This window comes from Agromyces sp. 3263 (assembly GCF_031456545.1).
Lineage (GTDB): Bacteria > Actinomycetota > Actinomycetes > Actinomycetales > Microbacteriaceae > Agromyces.
This window is the reverse complement of record NZ_JAVDUV010000002.1, coordinates 275805-293359: the sequence shown is the minus strand read 5'-3', so window position 1 is coordinate 293359 and position 17555 is coordinate 275805. Positions and strand designations below refer to the sequence as shown.

At 70.8% G+C, this 17555-nt stretch carries 12 protein-coding genes; 6 read left to right on the top strand and 6 right to left on the bottom strand.

Annotation, left to right across the window (positions count from 1 at the left end; genetic code table 11):
* Positions 1-35 precede the first annotated feature (35 nt).
* Entirely contained in the window at positions 36-2510 is a 2475-nt protein-coding gene (locus tag J2X63_RS14545) for a DNA topoisomerase IV subunit A (protein WP_309978500.1), read from the top strand.
* Between the two features lie 130 nt (positions 2511-2640).
* The gene (locus J2X63_RS14540; protein WP_309978499.1) at positions 2641-3975 is read left to right on the top strand and encodes an FAD-binding oxidoreductase; all 1335 of its coding nucleotides are present in this window, start codon (positions 2641-2643) and stop codon (positions 3973-3975) included.
* Between the two features lie 13 nt (positions 3976-3988).
* Here J2X63_RS14540 and J2X63_RS14535 read toward each other — a convergent pair whose 3' ends face one another.
* The gene (locus tag J2X63_RS14535; RefSeq protein WP_309978497.1) at positions 3989-6067 is read right to left on the bottom strand and encodes a DNA topoisomerase IV subunit B; all 2079 of its coding nucleotides are present in this window, start codon (positions 6065-6067) and stop codon (positions 3989-3991) included.
* A gap of 146 nt (positions 6068-6213) precedes the next feature.
* On the opposite strand from J2X63_RS14535, the gene J2X63_RS14530 reads away from it, so the two are divergent.
* Positions 6214-6450: a hypothetical protein gene (locus tag J2X63_RS14530; RefSeq protein WP_159600801.1), complete on the top strand. Its 237-nt coding sequence runs from the start codon at positions 6214-6216 to the stop codon at positions 6448-6450.
* Between the two features lie 83 nt (positions 6451-6533).
* On the opposite strand, the gene J2X63_RS14525 is transcribed toward J2X63_RS14530, so the two are convergent.
* The 4 genes from J2X63_RS14525 to J2X63_RS14510 all read right to left on the bottom strand — a co-directional run bounded on the left by J2X63_RS14525 (position 6534) and on the right by J2X63_RS14510 (position 11164).
* A complete protein-coding gene (locus tag J2X63_RS14525) occupies positions 6534-7280 on the bottom strand; it encodes a cobyric acid synthase (protein WP_309978493.1) in 747 nt (248 codons plus the stop codon).
* Positions 7277-8533, bottom strand: a complete 1257-nt coding sequence (locus J2X63_RS14520) for a Mur ligase family protein (protein WP_309978491.1) — start codon at positions 8531-8533, stop codon at positions 7277-7279. The genes J2X63_RS14525 and J2X63_RS14520 overlap by 4 nt, the downstream gene beginning before the upstream one ends.
* Positions 8534-8540: 7 nt before the next feature.
* Positions 8541-10016, bottom strand: coding sequence for an RNA polymerase sigma factor (locus tag J2X63_RS14515; protein WP_309978489.1), 1476 nt, complete (start codon positions 10014-10016; stop codon positions 8541-8543).
* Between the two features lie 221 nt (positions 10017-10237).
* On the bottom strand, positions 10238-11164 hold the full coding sequence (locus tag J2X63_RS14510) for a PAC2 family protein (RefSeq protein ID WP_309978488.1): 927 nt from the start codon (positions 11162-11164) through the stop codon (positions 10238-10240).
* A gap of 88 nt (positions 11165-11252) precedes the next feature.
* Here J2X63_RS14510 and J2X63_RS14505 point away from each other — a divergent pair, with 88 nt between their 5' ends.
* The 3 genes from J2X63_RS14505 to sucB all read left to right on the top strand — a co-directional run bounded on the left by J2X63_RS14505 (position 11253) and on the right by sucB (position 15886).
* Positions 11253-12725 carry a leucyl aminopeptidase gene (locus J2X63_RS14505; protein WP_309978487.1) on the top strand — a complete coding sequence of 491 codons (1473 nt, stop codon included), beginning with the start codon at positions 11253-11255 and terminating at the stop codon, positions 12723-12725.
* 98 nt (positions 12726-12823) lie between these two features.
* Entirely contained in the window at positions 12824-14197 is a 1374-nt protein-coding gene (gene lpdA, locus J2X63_RS14500) for a dihydrolipoyl dehydrogenase (RefSeq protein WP_309978486.1), read from the top strand.
* Positions 14198-14263: 66 nt separating this feature from the next.
* The gene (gene sucB, locus J2X63_RS14495) at positions 14264-15886 is read left to right on the top strand and encodes a 2-oxoglutarate dehydrogenase, E2 component, dihydrolipoamide succinyltransferase (RefSeq protein ID WP_309978484.1); all 1623 of its coding nucleotides are present in this window, start codon (positions 14264-14266) and stop codon (positions 15884-15886) included.
* Here sucB and J2X63_RS14490 read toward each other — a convergent pair.
* Positions 15883-17481 carry a hypothetical protein gene (locus tag J2X63_RS14490; protein ID WP_309978482.1) on the bottom strand — a complete coding sequence of 533 codons (1599 nt, stop codon included), beginning with the start codon at positions 17479-17481 and terminating at the stop codon, positions 15883-15885. The genes sucB and J2X63_RS14490 overlap by 4 nt on opposite strands.
* Between the last annotated feature and the right edge of the window lie 74 nt (positions 17482-17555).

The window sequence follows — 17555 nt, the reverse complement described above, 5'->3', positions numbered from 1 at the left end:
GCGTGCCCCCAGCACGCCTGCCGCAGAGACCACGGATGACCCGAGCCAAGAACCCGCCCGCAGACGAACCGATCGTCGAACGCATCGAAGACGTCGACGTCGCCACCGAGATGCAGGGCTCGTTCCTCGAGTACGCCTATTCGGTCATCTACTCGAGGGCACTGCCCGACGCACGCGACGGGCTGAAGCCCGTGCAGCGACGCATCCTCTACCAGATGGTCGAGATGGGGCTCAGGCCCGATCGAGGGCACGTGAAGTCGGCGCGGGTCGTCGGCGAGGTCATGGGCAAGCTGCATCCGCACGGCGACACGGCCATCTACGACGCGCTCGTCCGCATGGCGCAGGCGTTCACGCTCCGCGTGCCGCTCATCGACGGCCACGGCAACTTCGGCTCACTCGACGACGGTCCGGCGGCGCCGCGATACACCGAGGCACGGCTCGACGCCCCCGCCCTGGCGATGACCGAGGGCCTCGACGAGGACGTCGTGGACTTCGTGCCGAACTACGACAACCAGCTGACCCAGCCCGAGGTGCTGCCGGCGGCCTACCCGAACCTGCTCGTCAACGGAGCCAGCGGCATCGCCGTGGGCATGGCCACCAACATGGCGCCGCACAACCTCATCGAGGTGGTCGGGGCGGCCCGGCACCTCATCGCACACCCGAATGCCACGCTCGACGAGCTCATGGAGTTCGTGCCCGGCCCCGACCTTCCCACCGGCGGCACGATCGTCGGCCTCGCCGGCATCAAGGACGCCTACGCCACCGGCCGCGGCGCGTTCAAGACCCGGGCCAAGGTGCGGGTCGAGAACATCACCGCGCGCAAGACCGGGCTCGTCGTCACCGAACTGCCCTACCTCGTCGGTCCCGAGAAGGTCATCGAGAAGATCAAGGACGGCGTCAACGCCAAGAAGATCAGCGGCATCTCGGACGTCACCGACCTCACCGACCGCACCAACGGGCTCCGGCTCGTCATCGGGATCAAGACCGGCTTCAGTCCCGACGCCGTGCTCGAGCAGCTCTACCGGCTCACCCCGCTGGAAGACTCCTTCAACATCAACAACGTCGCCCTCGTCGACGGCGGACCGCAGACCCTCGGGCTTCGCGAGCTGCTGCAGGTGTACGTGGCGCACCGCATCTCGGTCGTCACGCGTCGGTCGCAGTACCGCCTCGCCCGCCGGCGCGAACGCCTGCACCTGGTCGACGGCCTGCTCATCGCCATCCTCGACATCGACGAGGTCATCCAGGTCATCCGGTCGAGCGACGACACCGCGGCGGCACGCGCCCGCCTGATGGAGGTGTTCGACCTCAGCCACGTGCAGGCCGAGTACATCCTCGAGCTGCAGCTGCGCCGGCTCACCAAGTTCTCGCGGATCGAGCTCGAAGCCGAACGCGACAAGCTGCGCGCCGAGATCGCCCAGCTCGAGGAGCTGCTGGCGAGCCGTCATCGCATCGAAGCCCTCGTGTCCGACGAGCTCGCCGAGGTCGCCGAGCGTTATGGCACGCCGCGGCGCACCCTGCTCACCGACGCCCGTCCGAGCATCGCCGGGGCGGCCGCCAAGCGACAGGCCGCCGTGCTCGAGGTGGCGGACGTCCCGTGCCGCGTGTTCCTCAGCGCCACCGGGCGCATCGCGCGGGTCGACCTGCCCGACGGTCCCGACGGGCCGCCGACCATCACGCCGCCCGCCCGCCGCAGCAAGCACGACGCGATCCGATCGACCATCGACACCAGCAGCCGGGCCGAGATCGGGGCCGTCACCAGCCTCGGCCGCCTCATCCGGTTCACGCCCGTCGACCTGCCGATGCTGCCGCCGACCTCCGTGCAGCTCGGCGCCGGTGTCCGGGTCGGTGACTACCTCGCGCTGCCGAACCGCGACGAGAAGGTGCTCGCACTCGTCTCGCTCGACGGCGATCGCTCGATCGCCCTCGGCACCAAGCAGGGGGTCGTGAAGCGGGTCTCCACGGGCGCGTACCCCAACAAGCCCGAGTTCGAGGTCATCGGCCTGAAGGCCGGCGACGAGGTCGTCGGTGCGGTCCAGGGCGACGAGTCCGACGAGCTCGTGTTCGTGGCATCCGATGCTCAGCTGCTGCGGTTCCCGGCATCCAGCGTGCGTCCGCAGGGCTGCCCCGCCGGCGGCATGGCGGGCATCAACCTCGCCGCCGGCTCCCACGTCGTCCATTTCACGAGCATTCCCGCCGACGCGGCCGACGATGCAGTCGTGGTGACGGTGGCCGCGAGCAACGAGACGCTGCTCGGCACCGACCCGGGCTCGGCGAAGGTGAGTTCGTTCGCGGAATTCCCGCCCAAGGGGCGGGCCACCGGGGGCGTGCGTGCCCAGCGGTTCCTGAAGGGCGAGGATGCGTTGCACCTGGCCTGGGTGGGCCGCTCCCCCGCGCTGGCGGTCGGCGCCGACGGGTCGGCCCGGCAGCTGCCCGACGGCGGGGCGAAGCGCGACGGGTCGGGTCAGCCGCTCGAAGCCGTCGTCGCCGCGATCGGCGCCCGCATCGGCTGAGACCGGCGGTCGGCCTGCGCTGCTGAGGCCGCCCGACCTTGACGCCCGACCCACGCCGCGGCATATTCGGGCGTGGCTGCGACGACACGACCGACGGCCGTCGACCGCCCAGCCGTATGGAGGGGGCGCGATGACGCGGACAACGCTCGGATCGACGATCGACGGCCGGGTGCTCGAGCCGGGAGATCCTGGCTACGACGGGGCGCGCACCGTATGGAATGCGATGATCGATCGCACGCCGCGATACGTGGTGCAGTGCGCAGGCGCCGGGGATGTCGCCGATGCCGTGCGGTTCGCGCGGGCGCACGACCTCGACCTCGGCATCCGCTGCGGCGGCCACGGCATCGTCGGTCACGCCGTGCCGGATGACGGTCTCATGATCGACCTGCGACCGATGGGAGCGGTCGCGGTCGACCCGGCGTCCCGGCGCGCACGCGTGCAGGGCGGCGCCTTGCTCGGCGCGCTCGACCGCGCGGCGCAGGCGCACGGCCTCGCCACCACAGCGGGGAACGTCTCGCACACGGGCGTCGGCGGCCTCACCCTCGGCGGCGGGATGGGCTGGCTGGCACGGGAGCACGGCCTCACGTGCGACAACGTGGTCTCGTTCGAGATGGTCACCGCCGATGGCGAGGTCGTGCACACGAGTGCCGAGGAGCGTCCCGACCTGTTCTGGGCACTGCGCGGTGGAGGCGGCAACTTCGGTGTCGTCACGGACTTCGAGTTCGCACTGCATCCCGAGACGGGGCACGCCATCGCCGCCGAGTTCCACTTCGCGGCCGCCGAAGCCGGCGTCCCGATGCGCCGCTGGCGTGACCTGAGCGGCGCGGCGCCACGGCGGGCCACCTTCACCGTGACGATCGTCGGCCAGGTGGTCGCACTCGGTCTGGTCTGGGTCGGGGACCCGGCCGAGGGTGACGCGATCATCTCGGCGCTCCGCGACGAGCTCGCCCGCGACGCCGAGCCTGTGCAGGAGACCATCATCCCGATGACGTACCTCGAACTGCAGACCCGCGAGGACGACGAGAAGGGCCACGCGTGGCGCCGGTACTGGAAGGGCCACTACTTCAGCGCACTGGGCGACGAGGCGATCGATGCCCTTCTCACCCGTGAGGGGCCCGACCTCCCGAACGTGAGCCTGCAGGCGTACGGCGGGGCGATCGCCGACGTGCCCGACGCCGACACGGCGTTCGCCAGGCGCGACACCGCCTTCGAATTCGTCGCGGCGTCGCGCTGGAGCGACCCGGCCGAGGACGAGGCACGGATGTCGGCCGCTCGCCGCTACGCCGCGGCGCTCGACGACTATGCCAGCGGCGCCTATGTCAACGTGCTCGGCGACGATGGAGCCGCCGGGCTCCGGCGGGCCTACACCGAGCACAAGCTGGCCAGGCTCACGGCGGTCAAGGACCGGTACGACCCGGGCAACGCCTTCCACCTCAACCAGAACATCCGGCCGAGCCGGGGCTGACCTCGATGGGCACTCAGGCGTCGATGCGGTCGCGCTCGAGGGAGTCGGAGCTGTCGATGATGAACTCCTTGCGCGGCGCGACGTCGTTGCCCATCAGCAGCTCGAAGACCCGCCCGGCGTTCTCAGCGTCGCCGAGGCCGACGCGCCGGAGCGTGCGATGGCGCTTGTCCATCGTGGTCGTCGCCAGCTGGTCGGCATCCATCTCGCCGAGTCCCTTGTAGCGCTGGATCGGGTCCTGGTATCGACGCCCCTGCTTCTTCAGCGTGGCGAGCACCCCCTGCAGCTCCGCCTCCGAGTAGGTGTAGACGATCTCGTTCGGCTTTGAGCCCGGGTTCATGACGACCACCCGGTGCAGCGGCGGCACAGCCGCGAAGACGCGGCCCTCCTCGATCATCGGACGCATGTAGCGGAAGAACAGGGTGAGGAGCAGCGTGCGGATGTGGGCGCCGTCGACGTCGGCGTCGCTCATGATGATGACCTTGCCGTACCTCGCCGTCGACAGGTCGAAGCTGCGGCCCGACCCGGCCCCGATGACTTGGATGATCGAGGCGCACTCCGCGTTGCCGAGCATGTCGGAGACGCTCGCCTTCTGCACGTTCAGGATCTTGCCGCGGATGGGCAGGAGCGCCTGGTGCTCGCTATCCCGAGCGAGCTTCGCCGTGCCGAGCGCCGAGTCGCCCTCGACGATGAACAGCTCGCTGTGCGCCACGTCACTCGATCGGCAGTCGACGAGCTTCGCCGGCAGCGACGAGCTCTCGAGCGCGTTCTTGCGACGCTGCGTCTCCTTGTGCGCGCGTGCCGAGATGCGCGACTTCATCTCCGCGACGACCTTGTCGAGGAGCAGGGCGGACTGCGCCTTGTCGTCGCGCTTCGACGAGGCGAATCGCGCTCCGAGCTCCTTCGTGAGCACGTTGGCGACGATGGCGCGCACGGCCGGCGTGCCGAGCACCTCCTTCGTCTGGCCCTCGAACTGCGGCTCGGGAAGGCGCACCGTGATCACGGCGGTGAGGCCCGCGAGCACGTCGTCCTTCTCGAGCTTGTCATTGCCGGCCTTCAGGCGACGGGCGTTCAGCTCGACCTGCTGGCGGAGGAACTTCAGGAGGCCCTGGTCGAAGCCGGTCTGGTGCGTGCCGCCCTTGGGCGTGGCGATGATGTTGACGAACGACTTCACGATCGTGTCGTACCCGGTGCCCCAGCGCAGGGCGATATCCACCTGGCATTCGCGGTGCAGCTCGGTGGGCACCATGGCGCCGGCGTCGGTGAGCACGGGCACCGTCTCGGTGAACGGGCCGACGCCGGTGATGCGCCAGATGTCGGTGAGCGCCGCATCGGTGGCGAGGTGCTCGGCGAACTCGGAGATGCCGCCCTCGAACTGGAATGAGGTGGTGTGCGGCTCGGCCCCGCGCTCGTCGGTGACGTCGATCGCGAGGCCGGGCACGAGATACGCCGTCTGGCGCGCACGCGAGAGCAGCTCCTCGGTCTGGAACTCCGCGCCCTTGGTGAAGATCTGACGATCGGCCCAGTACCGGATGCGCGTGCCCGTCACGCCCTTGGCCACCTTGCCGACGACGCGGAGCTCACTGCGCTCCTCGAACGGGGTGAACGGCGCGTCGGGGCTCGGCGTGCCGGCGTCGGCGAAGATGCCCGGCTCGCCCCGGTGGAACGACATCGCCCACGTCTTGCCGTCGCGGTCGACCTCGACGTCGAGCCGCTCTGAGAGCGCGTTGACCACGGATGCGCCGACACCGTGCAGCCCGCCGGAGGCCGCGTACGAGCCGGAGCCGAACTTGCCGCCGGCGTGCAGCTTGGTGAAGACGACCTCGACGCCCGAGAGGCCGGTCTTGGGCTCGATGTCGACGGGGATGCCGCGGGCGCGGTCGCGCACCTCGACGCTGCCGTCGGGGTGGAGGACGACGCCGATCTCGCTGCCGTGGCCGCCCAGGGCCTCGTCGACGGAGTTGTCGATGATCTCCCACAGGCAGTGCATGAGCCCGCGCGAGTCGGTGGAACCGATGTACATGCCCGGTCGTTTGCGCACCGCCTCGAGTCCCTCGAGGACGGAGAGATGGCGGGCGGAATAGTCGGAGCTCACGTCGCACAAGCCTACTGACGGTCGACGACACCGCGTGCGAGGCGCTACGCGCTGAGCGAAATGCCCGGCTCAACGGGCGGTGGACCGCCGCGGGCGTGCTTTCATTGAGGAACGGAAGCATCGAGCGTGAGCCAGGAGGAGGAGCCATGACGAACTACACCGACACCACCGGTGCGGTCGACGAACTCGACACCCCATATGAGCTCACCGCGCTCGACCGCTGTGACGCGTGCGGCGCCCAGGCCTACATCCGGGTCGTCGTCGCTAGCGGCGAGCTGCTGTTCTGCGCCCACCACGGCCGCAAGCACCAGGAGAAGCTCTCGCAGATCGCGCACAGCTGGCACGACGAGTCGAGCAAGCTCCTCGTCGACGGCCGCGACTGAGCCCACCGATCAGACACGAACGCCCCGGCCTCGGCCGGGGCGTTCGTGCATTTCGGGTCGGTGGTCGGTCGCGGGTCGCCGGGTCAGGCCTCGGTGACGGATGCCGCGGCGCCGACGGCCGCGAGCTGCGTCTCGCGCGCAACAGCCGCGTACGCGTCGGCGACAGCTGCCGCAGGCCCGGCCACGTACTCGAGCCCGGCCCGCTCCGCCATCGACGCGAGCAGGTGATCGGCGAACTCCGGGTTCTTCGCCAGCACGGGACCGTGCAGGTGCGTGCCGATGACCGCGCCCATCACGACGCCCTCCTGGCCCGAGCCGCGGCCGTTGCCGGTGCCCGAGCGGAGGCGCCCGAGCGGCGAGCCCTCGGCGCCGACGTAGTCTCGGGCATGGTTCTCGAACCCGACGAGCAGCCCGAACCGCGGCGACGCGACGACGACATCGCCGGTGGCCCGGCCGTCGCGGGGCACGGCACGCCCCGGGAGGATGCCGAGGCCCTCGACGGTCGAGCCGTCGCGGCGCTCGATCCCCCAGCTCAGCAGCTCCCACCCGGTGCCGACCGAGAGGATCGGGATTCCGTCGGTGCCCCACGTGCGCAACTCGTCGTGGATCGTGAGCAGCTTCGACCGGACCGCCTCGAGCGAGGCGTCGCTTCCCGAGCCGATCACGACCGCGTCCACCCGACCCGGCAGGTCGGCGGGCGAGTCGACGGCGATGACACACGCCTCGAGGCCGGCCCATTCCGCGCGCCGCTGGAGCACCGTCGCATTCTCGGCATCGCCGTTCGTGTTCATCAGCGAGGGCAGGAGCGACACGATGTTCAGGGTGGTCATTCCGCTCCCGTGAGTCCGAGGTGGGCGCGTGTCCGGCGCATGGCGTCGGCGGAGAACACGATGGTCTTCACGCCGGAGCCGGGCTCCGGCGCGGCGAGGAAGTCGTCCAGGGCTTGTCCGAGGTCGGGCTCCACCCGGTCGATGGCGACGCCGTCGTACGCGAGCATCAGCGCCGCCTCGGCGGCCTTCGAGCCGCTGACGATGGAGACACGGCCGAGCGACGAGGCATCCGTCGGCCAGAGATAGGACGGGTCACGCACGTCGGACCCGATCGCGAAGAGGATCTGCTCGGTGCCCGGTTCGATGCTGTCCACGTTCAGCTGGTAGCTCGCGGGGTTCTGCACCAGCACGAACTCGACCTCGTGACCGCGCACGGTCACCCGCTCGCCGCGGCCGAACACCGCGGGAATGGCGCTCAGGGCGTCGGCTGCCGTGGAGGCGGCGAACCGCTCCCCCAGCACGGCCTGTGCCGTGGCGTAGGCCGCGGCCGCGTCGACCGCGTAGTGCGTGCCCCTCGCGGGCAGCGTGATCTCGACGGATGCCTCGCCGTCGCGCAGCACCGCGGCCGCCCCGTCGACCGAGGCCACGACCACTCCGTCGCTCGAACCGAGGCGCCCGCCCGTGGTCTCGGTGTACCCGAGGCCGCGAGGCGAGCGCGCGAGGACGTCGGCGGACACCCCGAACCGCCGCACCGCCACGCCGGGCCCGGCCTTTGCCGCCAGCCGCTCGAGGTAGGCGTCGTCCGCGTTCACCACGATCGCCTCGTGCGCTCGCGCGGCGATGCGCTCGAGCATCCCGGCCACCATCTCGGAATCGTGGAAGCGGTCGATCTGGTCGACCATCACGTTGGTGAGCGCGACCACCCGGGCATCGACGCCCTGCATGACGAGGGCGCCGTGGCCCTCGTCCATCTCGAGCACGGCGACCTCGCCCGGCACTCGGCCCTGCCAGTCCGCCCGTTCGAGCAATGCGGAGGTGAGCCCCTGGCTGATGTTCGCGGTGGACGGGTTTGTGAACACGTCGATGCCGTGGGCGCGGAGGATCGCCACGAGCATCTTCGTGGTGGTCGACTTGCCGCTCGAGCCGGAGACCACGACGAGTCCCTGCGGGAAGCCGGACAGCGTGCGGGTCAGGTACCCGGGCGCGAGGCGGTTGACGACGAGTCCCGGAACAGCCGAACCGCCGCCCGGCTTGCGCAGCCGGGCGGCGAATCGGGTGAGCCTGCCGACGAGGATCGCCGGCGCGTAGCGCACCTGGGTCCTACTCGAGGTAGTCGCGGAGCGACTGCGACCGCGACGGGTGGCGCAGCTTCGCCATCGTCTTCGACTCGATCTGGCGGATCCGCTCACGGGTCACGCCGAAGGTGTCGCCGATCTGGTCGAGGGTCTTCGGCATGCCGTCGCCGAGGCCGAAGCGCATGCGGATCACGCCCGCCTCACGCTCGCTCAGCGAGTCGAGCAGCGACTCCAGCTGCTTCTGCAGCATCGTGAAGCCGACCGCGTCCGCGGGCACGACCGCCTCGGTGTCCTCGATGAGGTCGCCGAACTCGCTGTCGCCGTCCTCGCCCAGGGGCGTGTGCAGCGAGATGGGCTCGCGGCCGTACTTCTGCACCTCGATGACCTTCTCGGGGGTCATGTCGAGCTCGCGGCTCAGCTCCTCGGGCGTGGGCTCGCGACCCAGGTCCTGCAGCATCTGCCGCTGCACGCGGGCGAGCTTGTTGATGACCTCGACCATGTGCACCGGGATGCGGATGGTGCGAGCCTGGTCGGCCATGGCGCGGGTGATCGCCTGGCGGATCCACCACGTCGCGTACGTGGAGAACTTGAAGCCCTTGGTGTAGTCGAACTTCTCGACCGCACGGATCAGGCCCAGGTTTCCCTCCTGGATCAGGTCGAGGAACTGCATGCCGCGACCGGTGTAGCGCTTGGCGAGCGAGACCACGAGGCGCAGGTTCGCGCCCAGCAGGTGGCTCTTCGCGCGCTGCCCGTCCTTCGCGACCCACTGCAACTCACGACCGAGCTGGGAGCGCTTCTCGGCGTCGCTCATGTGAGACAGCTTCTCCTCGGCGAACAGGCCCGCCTCGATGCGCATTGCGAGTTCGACCTCTTCGGCCGCGTTCAGGAGCGCGACCTTGCCGATCTGCTTCAGGTAGTCCTTGACCGGGTCCGCTGTCGCACCGGTGATCGCGCTCGAGTAGACCGGCACCTCGTCCTCGTCGTCGACGGCGCGCAGCACCAGCGCGCCCGTCGGGTGCGGCTCGACCGCGACGGGCTTCGCCTCGTCGTCGTCGGTGTCGGTGTCGGCATCCGTCTCGGGGGCCTCGACGACCGCCGCCGTGTCGACCTCGACCTCGACCTCGGCGTCGACCTCGACCTCTTCGAGCTCGCCGGGCTCGACCTCGTCCTCATCGTCGCCCGTCGCGCCGGCCTTGGCCTTGGTGCGCGGCTTGGCGGCGGTCTTGGCCGTGCTGGTGCGCGGCGTCTTCGTCGCTGGGGTGACCGCCTTCGTGCCGGCCTTCGCCGCGGAGGCCTTGGTGGCCGTCGCGGCGGTCTTCGCGGCGGTCGACTTCGCAGCCGTCGTGCGCGCAGCGGGCTTGTCCGCCTCGCTCTTCGCCGACGTCGCAGCCTTCGTCGTTGCCATTGGTTGAACCTCTCCTACCGTTGCCCGGCGCGTGCCCTCTCGGGCGCTCGGCTCGTGCTGTCGGCCCGGTCGTTTTCGGACACTATGAGGACCCATGTCAAGTCTGCTTCGTCGGCGCACGTGAACTGCGCCAGCAGACCAGAACGGGTCCTGACTCCATTATACAGACTCGGGGTCGGCCGGACGTCGCTCCGCCCGCTCCTCGCCCACAGTGTGCAACGCGCGGATGGCAACGGGAATTCCCGGTTGGCCGGGCGCTTCGACCGATCGTGAACGCCGAACGACGGCCCCGGCAGGCCCTCCCCGATCGGTCGAGGTCACCCGCCGAGGGGCGTGTCGTCGTCCCGGGTGCGGCGGTAGGCGAGGAACTTCTCCAGCTCGGCCGCCAGCTCGTCGGCCGACGGCAGCTCGCCGTCCTCGTCGGTGAGCGGTGAACGGAGCGAGGTCCCCTCCATGTAGGAGTCGTGGCGCTGCTCCAGTGTGCCGACGAGCTTGGCGAGCTCGCCGTTCTCGGCCACCTGCTCGTCGATACGGGCGACGAAGTCGCGGCCCTGTTCGCGCAGCGCATCGGTGGGGAAGATCCGACCGGTCGAGGCGCTGATGGCCTCGAGTGCCGCCACGGCGGCCGTCGGATACTCCGCGTCGCTCAGGTAGTGCGGCACCAGGAGCACGAAACCGGTGGTCGGGTGCCCCTGTTCCTGCAGCCGGTACTCGACGAGGTGCAGCGCATTCGAGGGAACCTCGGTGGTCGGCCGCCAGATCGACATGGCCTCGATGAGGTCGGCGCGGTTGCCGCTGACCGTCATGCCGATGGGCCGGGTGTGCGGCACGGGCATGGGGATGGAGTTGATCCACGTCGTCGAGGAGACCTGCAGGTCGTCGATGAGGCCGAGCAGGGCCGCACCGAACCGCTCCCACTGGAAGTCGGGCTCGTAGCCCGTGAGCATCAGGAACTCCTGCCCGATCTCGTCACGCGCGAGGTCGAGGCTGAGTCGGGGCGGCCGGTAGTCGGCGAGGTGGTCGCCTTGGAACAGGATGATCGGACGGCGCGCACGGTAGTCGAGCAGCTCGTCGGCCTCGAAGGTGGCCACGACGGTGGTGTCGAGCGTCGACAGCAGGTAGTCGCTGGTCTGCGCGACCGCGGAGCCGGCGTCGGCGAATCCGGTGAGGCCCGCCACGAGTGGCAGCCCGGGTGGGACCTGGACGTCCGGATTCAGCTCGTAGAGTGACCGGGGATCGCGCATGCATCCAGCCTACTGACGCCGTTCGGGACCCCCTCCCGTTCGCGGACCGGTGGAATGATGCCGAGAGCGAACACGTACGATCGCCTGCATGACCGTTCCCTCGCTCTCCGTCTCCGCCTCCCCCGCCCTCGGTTCCGACGCGGACGTCGTGATCCTCGCCGCGATGAGCGGCAGCGACGGCGCCGAGCTCATGGCGGTCCCGGGCTACGAGTGGGTGCCCGCGGCGCTCGCCGCCGTCGGCGCGAAGGGCACCGCCGAGGAGTTCACGCGACTTCCGGGCAACGGCGACGGCCCCCGCATGGTGGCCGTGGCCGGCACGGGCGGTGCAGCGGATGCCGCGGCGTACCGCCTCGCGATCGGCAGCGCCGTACGCCAGCTCTCCGGTGTCACGTCCATCGCCATCGCGATCCCGATGGAGGACCCCGAACTCGCCGCCGCGGCCCTCGAGGGCGCAGCCCTCGGCGCCTACGCCTACTCCGAGTACAAGTCGACGGCGAAGGCGCCGATCGAGCGCATCATCCTGCACTCGGACCTCGACGAGACCGCGATCGGCGTGGACCGCGTCCGGGCCGTCACGGCCGGCGTCGCACGCACGAAGGACCTCGTCAACGCGTCACCCGCCGACCTGTTCCCCGAGCGCCTCGCCGAGCTGGCGGTCGAGGCCGCGAGCGCTGCCGGGGTCTCGGCGAAGGTCTGGGACGAGGAGGCGCTCGCCGAAGGCGGCTTCGGCGGCATCCTCGGGGTCGGGCTCGGCTCCAGCCGCGGGCCGCGGCTCGTCCGACTCGACTACGCGCCCGACGGGGCATCCATGCACCTGGCCCTGGTCGGCAAGGGCATCACCTTCGACTCCGGTGGCCTGTCGCTGAAGCCGATGGCCTCGATGGTCGGCATGAAGACCGACATGGCCGGAGCGGCCGCCGTCCTCTCGGCCGTCGTCGCCCTCGCCGAGCTGCAGGTGCCCATCCGCGTCACGGGATGGCTCTGCCTCGCGGAGAACCTGCCGTCCGGAACAGCGGTGCGCCCCAACGACGTGCTCCGCATGCACGGGGGCACCACGGTCGAGGTGCTGAACACCGATGCCGAGGGCCGGCTCGTCCTCGCCGACGGGCTCGTCGCGGCGACCGCAGAGCAGCCCGACGCCATCATCGACGTCGCGACGCTGACCGGAGCGCAGGTCGTCGCGTTGGGCCATCGCATCACCGGACTGATGGGTGACGACGGCCTCGTGGCCGACGTGCGGGCCGCAGCCGACGCCGTGGGCGAGGCGACCTGGCCGATGCCGCTCCCGGCCGACCTGCTCCCCCTGCTCAAGTCCGATGTCGCGGACCTCGCGAACACGAAGCTCGGGGTCACGGTGCCCGGCATGCTGCTGGCGGGCGTGTTCCTGCGCGAGTTCGTGGGCACCCGCGACGGCTCGGACGAGCGGATCCCGTGGGCTCACCTCGACATCGCGGGCCCGTCGAACAACTCCGGCGCGGCGTGGGGATACACGGGATCGGGGGCCACCGGAGTGGCCGTGCGCACCCTCGTCCGGCTGGGCGAGGACCTCTCCGCCGGGTAGTAAGGTCATATGGGCGAGAACGTCGCCCGAGCACCCTGCCCCCGATCATCAACGGCGGCAGTCCGTGTCGCAGATCAATTGCGCAAGGGAGATTGCGGTTGTCCGAGCAGAACTTTGACATTGTCATCCTCGGTGGCGGCAGCGGAGGGTACGCGGCGGCGCTGCGTGCCGTCGAGCTGGGCTTCACCGTCGGCTTGATCGAGAAGGACAAGCTGGGTGGCACGTGCCTGCACCGCGGGTGCATCCCGACCAAGGCGCTGCTGCACGCGGCCGAGGTCGCGGACAGCTCGCGGGAGTCGGCGAGGTTCGGCGTCCGTTCCACGTTCGAGGGCATCGACGTGCCCGCGGTCACGCAGTACCGCGAGAGCATCGTCGCCAGCAAGTTCAAGGGCCTGCAGGGGCTCGTCAAGGCGCGCGGCATCACCGTGGTCGAGGGCGAGGGCCGCCTGGTCGCCCCCAACGCGGTGCAGGTCGGCGACGACCGCATCGTCGGCAAGAACGTCATCCTCGCGACCGGTTCGTACTCCCGCTCGCTTCCCGGCCTCGAGATCAGCGGCCGCGTCATCACGAGCGAGCAGGCGCTCGAGCTCGACTTCGTGCCCCGCAAGGTGGCCGTGCTCGGTGGCGGCGTCATCGGCGTGGAGTTCGCCAGCGTCTGGAAGTCCTTCGGCGCCGACGTCACGATCATCGAGGCGCTCCCCCACCTCGTCCCGAACGAGGAGGAGTCGGTCTCGAAGCAGCTCGAGCGCGCCTTCCGCAAGCGCGGCATCGAGTACAAGCTCGGCGTCCGCTTCCAGGGCGTCACCCAGCACGACGACGGCGTCGTCGTGACCCTCGAGAACGGCGACACCGTCGAGGCTGAGCTGCTGCTCGTGGCCGTCGGGCGTGGACCCGTGACCCAGGGCCTCGGCTACGACGAGGTCGGCGTCACGATGGATCGCGGATTCGTCATCACGAATGAGCGCCTCGCGACCAACATCCCCGGCGTGTACGCCGTGGGCGACATCGTTCCGGGCCTGCAGCTCGCGCACCGCGGCTTCCAGCAGGGCATCTTCGTCGCCGAGGAGATCGCGGGCCTGAACCCGATCGTCGTCGAGGACGTGAACATCCCCAAGGTCACGTACTGCGAGCCCGAGGTCGCGTCGATCGGCTACACCGAGGCGCGCGCTGCCGAGAAGTTCGGCGCAGACCAGGTCTCGGCGTACGAGTACAACCTCGCGGGCAATGGCAAGAGCCACATCCTCGAGACCAGCGGCTCCATCAAGGTGGTCCGCGTGAACGACGGCCCCGTGGTCGGCGTGCACATGATCGGCGCCCGCGTGGGTGAACTGATCGGCGAGGCGCAGCTCGCGGTGAACTGGGAGGCGTACCCCGAGGACATCGCCCCGTTCATCCACGCGCACCCGACGCAGAACGAGGCACTCGGCGAGGCGTTCCTCAAGCTCGCCGGCAAGCCGCTGCACGCGCTCTGAGCCCGACCCCGGAAACACGACTGCAATAAGCTAGATAGCGTCACACGCTGTGAAGGAGACAAGCGCATGAGCGAATCCGTCAGCCTCCCGGCACTCGGTGAGAGTGTCACGGAGGGCACGGTCACCCGCTGGCTGAAGAACGTCGGCGACCGTGTGGAGGTCGACGAGCCGCTGCTCGAAGTGTCGACCGACAAGGTCGACACCGAGATCCCATCGCCGGTCGCCGGCGTGATCGAGGCGATCCTCGTCCAGGAGGACGAGACGGTCGAGGTCGGCACGGCCCTCGTGACCATCGGCGACGGCTCCGCAGCTGCGGCGCCCGCCGAGGCCGCGCCGGCACCCGAAGCGGCCCCCGCGCCGGAGGCAGCGCCCGCTGCACCGGCACCTGAGGCTGCACCGGCGCCTGAGGCCGCACCCGCCGCGCCGGCGCCCGAGGCCGCACCGGCACCTCAGGCTGCCCCGGCACCGGCGGCGCCTCAGGCTCCCCCGGCGGCCCCGGCCACCGCGCCGCAGGCCGCCCCCGCACCGGAGGCCGCGCCTGCCCCGCAGCCGGCTCCCGCTGCGCCGGCTCCCCAGGCCGCACCCGCTGCTCCGGCACCGGAGGCCGCACCCGCCGCGCCGGCACCTGCCCCGCAGGCCGCTCCCGCTGCTCCGGCTCCCGAGGCCGCACCGGCGCCACAGGCGGTTCCCGCCCCGGCAGCCGAGGCCGCACCGGCGCCGCAGGCGGCTCCCGCCCCGGCAGCCGAGGCACCGGCGGCTCCCGCCGCCACCGGCGGAGCGCACGCCGGCCCGAGCGGCTACGTGACCCCCATCGTGCGAAAGCTCGCGAACGAGCAGGGCGTGGACCTCTCGAGCGTGACCGGTACCGGTGTGGGCGGACGCATCCGCAAGCAGGACGTCATCTCAGCCCAGGCGCCCGCAACCGCTCCCGCCCCCGCGGCGGCACCTGCCCGTACGCCGCTCGAGACGTCGCCCCTCCGCGGGACGACCGTGCCGATGACGCGCCTCCGCAAGGTCGTCGCAGAGCGGGCCGTGGTCTCGATGACGTCCACGGCACAGCTCACCACCGTCGTCGAGGTCGATGTGACGCGTGTCGCTCGTCTCCGGGACCGCGTGAAGGGCGACTTCCTCGCGAAGACCGGCAACAAGCTCTCGTTCCTGCCGTTCTTCGCGCTGGCAGCAGCCGAGGCGCTCCGTGCCTACCCGATCGTGAACTCGACGGTCGACGGTGACAGCATCGTCTACCCGCCGACCGAGAACATGAGCATCGCGGTCGACACCGAGCGTGGACTGCTGACGCCGGTCATCCGGAACGCGGGCGATCTCGACATCGCCGCGCTGGCTGCGCAGATCGCCGACCTGGCCGACCGCACCCGCAACAACCAGCTCAAGCCCGACGAGCTCTCGGGCGGCACCTTCACGCTGACCAACACCGGATCCCGCGGCGCGCTGTTCGACACGCCGGTCGTGTTCCTGCCGCAGTCCGCGATCCTCGGCACGGGCATCGTCGTGAAGCGCCCGGTCGTCGTGAAGCAGGACGGCGAGGACGCGATCGCCATCCGCTCGATGGTGTACCTGGCGCTCTCGTACGACCACCGCATCATCGACGGCGCCGACGCGGCCCGCTTCCTGACGGCGGTCAAGGAACGACTGGAAGAGGGGGCCTTCGAGGCCGACCTCGGGATCTAGTCGAAGACGTCGCGCAAGCGCCATCCGGCCTCGCCCCTCACCATGAGGAGCGAGGCCGGTTCGCGTTCCGCCACGGTCTCCGCCTGCACCAGGACCGCTCCACCCAGATCTGCGGTGAGGACGATCGACGTGGGGTCGAAGCGCGGGACATGGTGGTCTGCCCCGTCTCGGGCGAGCGCAATGGCATCACGGTCGGACAGCCCGATGGCAGAGCCCGGCTGGTCGACGGCGTCAAGGCACCCGAGGTCGAGCATCTCGAAGCAGGACGCCCGCCGATCGAGCAGCCAGCGCGCCGCCGCGAGGGGATCCGCCTCCGCGTCGGTCTCGGGCTCTGCGGCGCCGCTCGTGCCGCCCGATGACAAGGGTTCGCCGGGACCCGCTCCGGTCGCATCCACATGCGCGGTGGCGTCCGGCTCCGCTGCCACCGCCTGATCGTGCCCATCGGGTGGTGCCTGAGGCACCATCGTGAGCAGCAGCACGAGGGCACCCCCTCCGACCAGGCCGCCGACGACGAGCGCGCCACGCCGACGGCCGATCGCGCTGGTGATCCGCGCGCGAAGCGGACCTGCCGGGCGGAGGTCCGCCGCCTCCGCGAGCTGCTCGACGAGGTCGTCGGGGCCGTGCACCAGCGCGAGCACGCGTCTGAGGCCCATCCCGAAGCGCGGCTTCCCGCCCGGGTCCGGTGAAGGCGTGGGTACCGCTTCGGCGGCAACCGGTGGGATCGCCCGCGCCGGCGCCGCTCGCGGAGTGACACGCGGCGTGAACCCTCGTACCGGTTCGGGCGCGGCCGACGTGAACAGGCGCCGTTCGACCTCGCCGTCGCAGGGTTCGAAGGGGCGAACGGCCAGCCGACCGCGGAGGTACCGGGACACGTCCTCGAGGGCATCGCGCGGTGACACGACCGACCCGACCTCGTCGATCAGCTCGGCGAGCGCCTCGTGGCCGGCACGCTGCAGGGCGGAACGCGCCTCGCCGGGACCCGGAAGGCGTCGCAACGCGCCGAGCCCGAGCAGGCGGGGTCTTCCGTCGTCGTCGAGGACGACATCGGTCGTCGAAAGGCGGTCGTGCACGAATCCGACGCGTGCCAGCTCGCCGACGGCCACGACGAGCGGCGCGAGGATCGTGACCGCCTCACCTGGACTGAGCCGTCGCTCGGCGAGCACCCGTGCCAACGTGCGGCCGCCCAGCCGCTCGACCACGAGGCAGCACCGGCCGTCTTCGAGGTTCGCGACGTCGATGAGCGAGGGCAGGGTGCCCGTGGCATCCGCCGACATCGCCTCGATCTCCGCGGCGATCGAGTCGTCTGCCGTGCCGGCCTCGTAGACCCGCAGCGCGACGAGCACCGCCGTCGTTCGCCCCGCCTCGACGGGGTCGTGCGCAGCAGGGGCAGAGCCGGTCGCCGATCCCGCCGTTTCGGCCAGTGCGGAGTCGTGGAGTGCAGCCGACTCGGCCGCGGCCAGGTAGATGTCGGCACGCGATCCGGATGCGATGCGCCGCACGATCCGGTAGCCGACCAGGCGACCCTCGACCGGGTCGGAGGCCTGCATCGGCTGTGGCTCGGTCGGCACGGGGACGGATCGGCGCGTGCGGCTCATACGGGCATCGTGTCGCTTCCGGCGGGCGCGTGGCGGCCTCCACCCCGGCTTGGAAGTTGCCGATCCCGATCCCG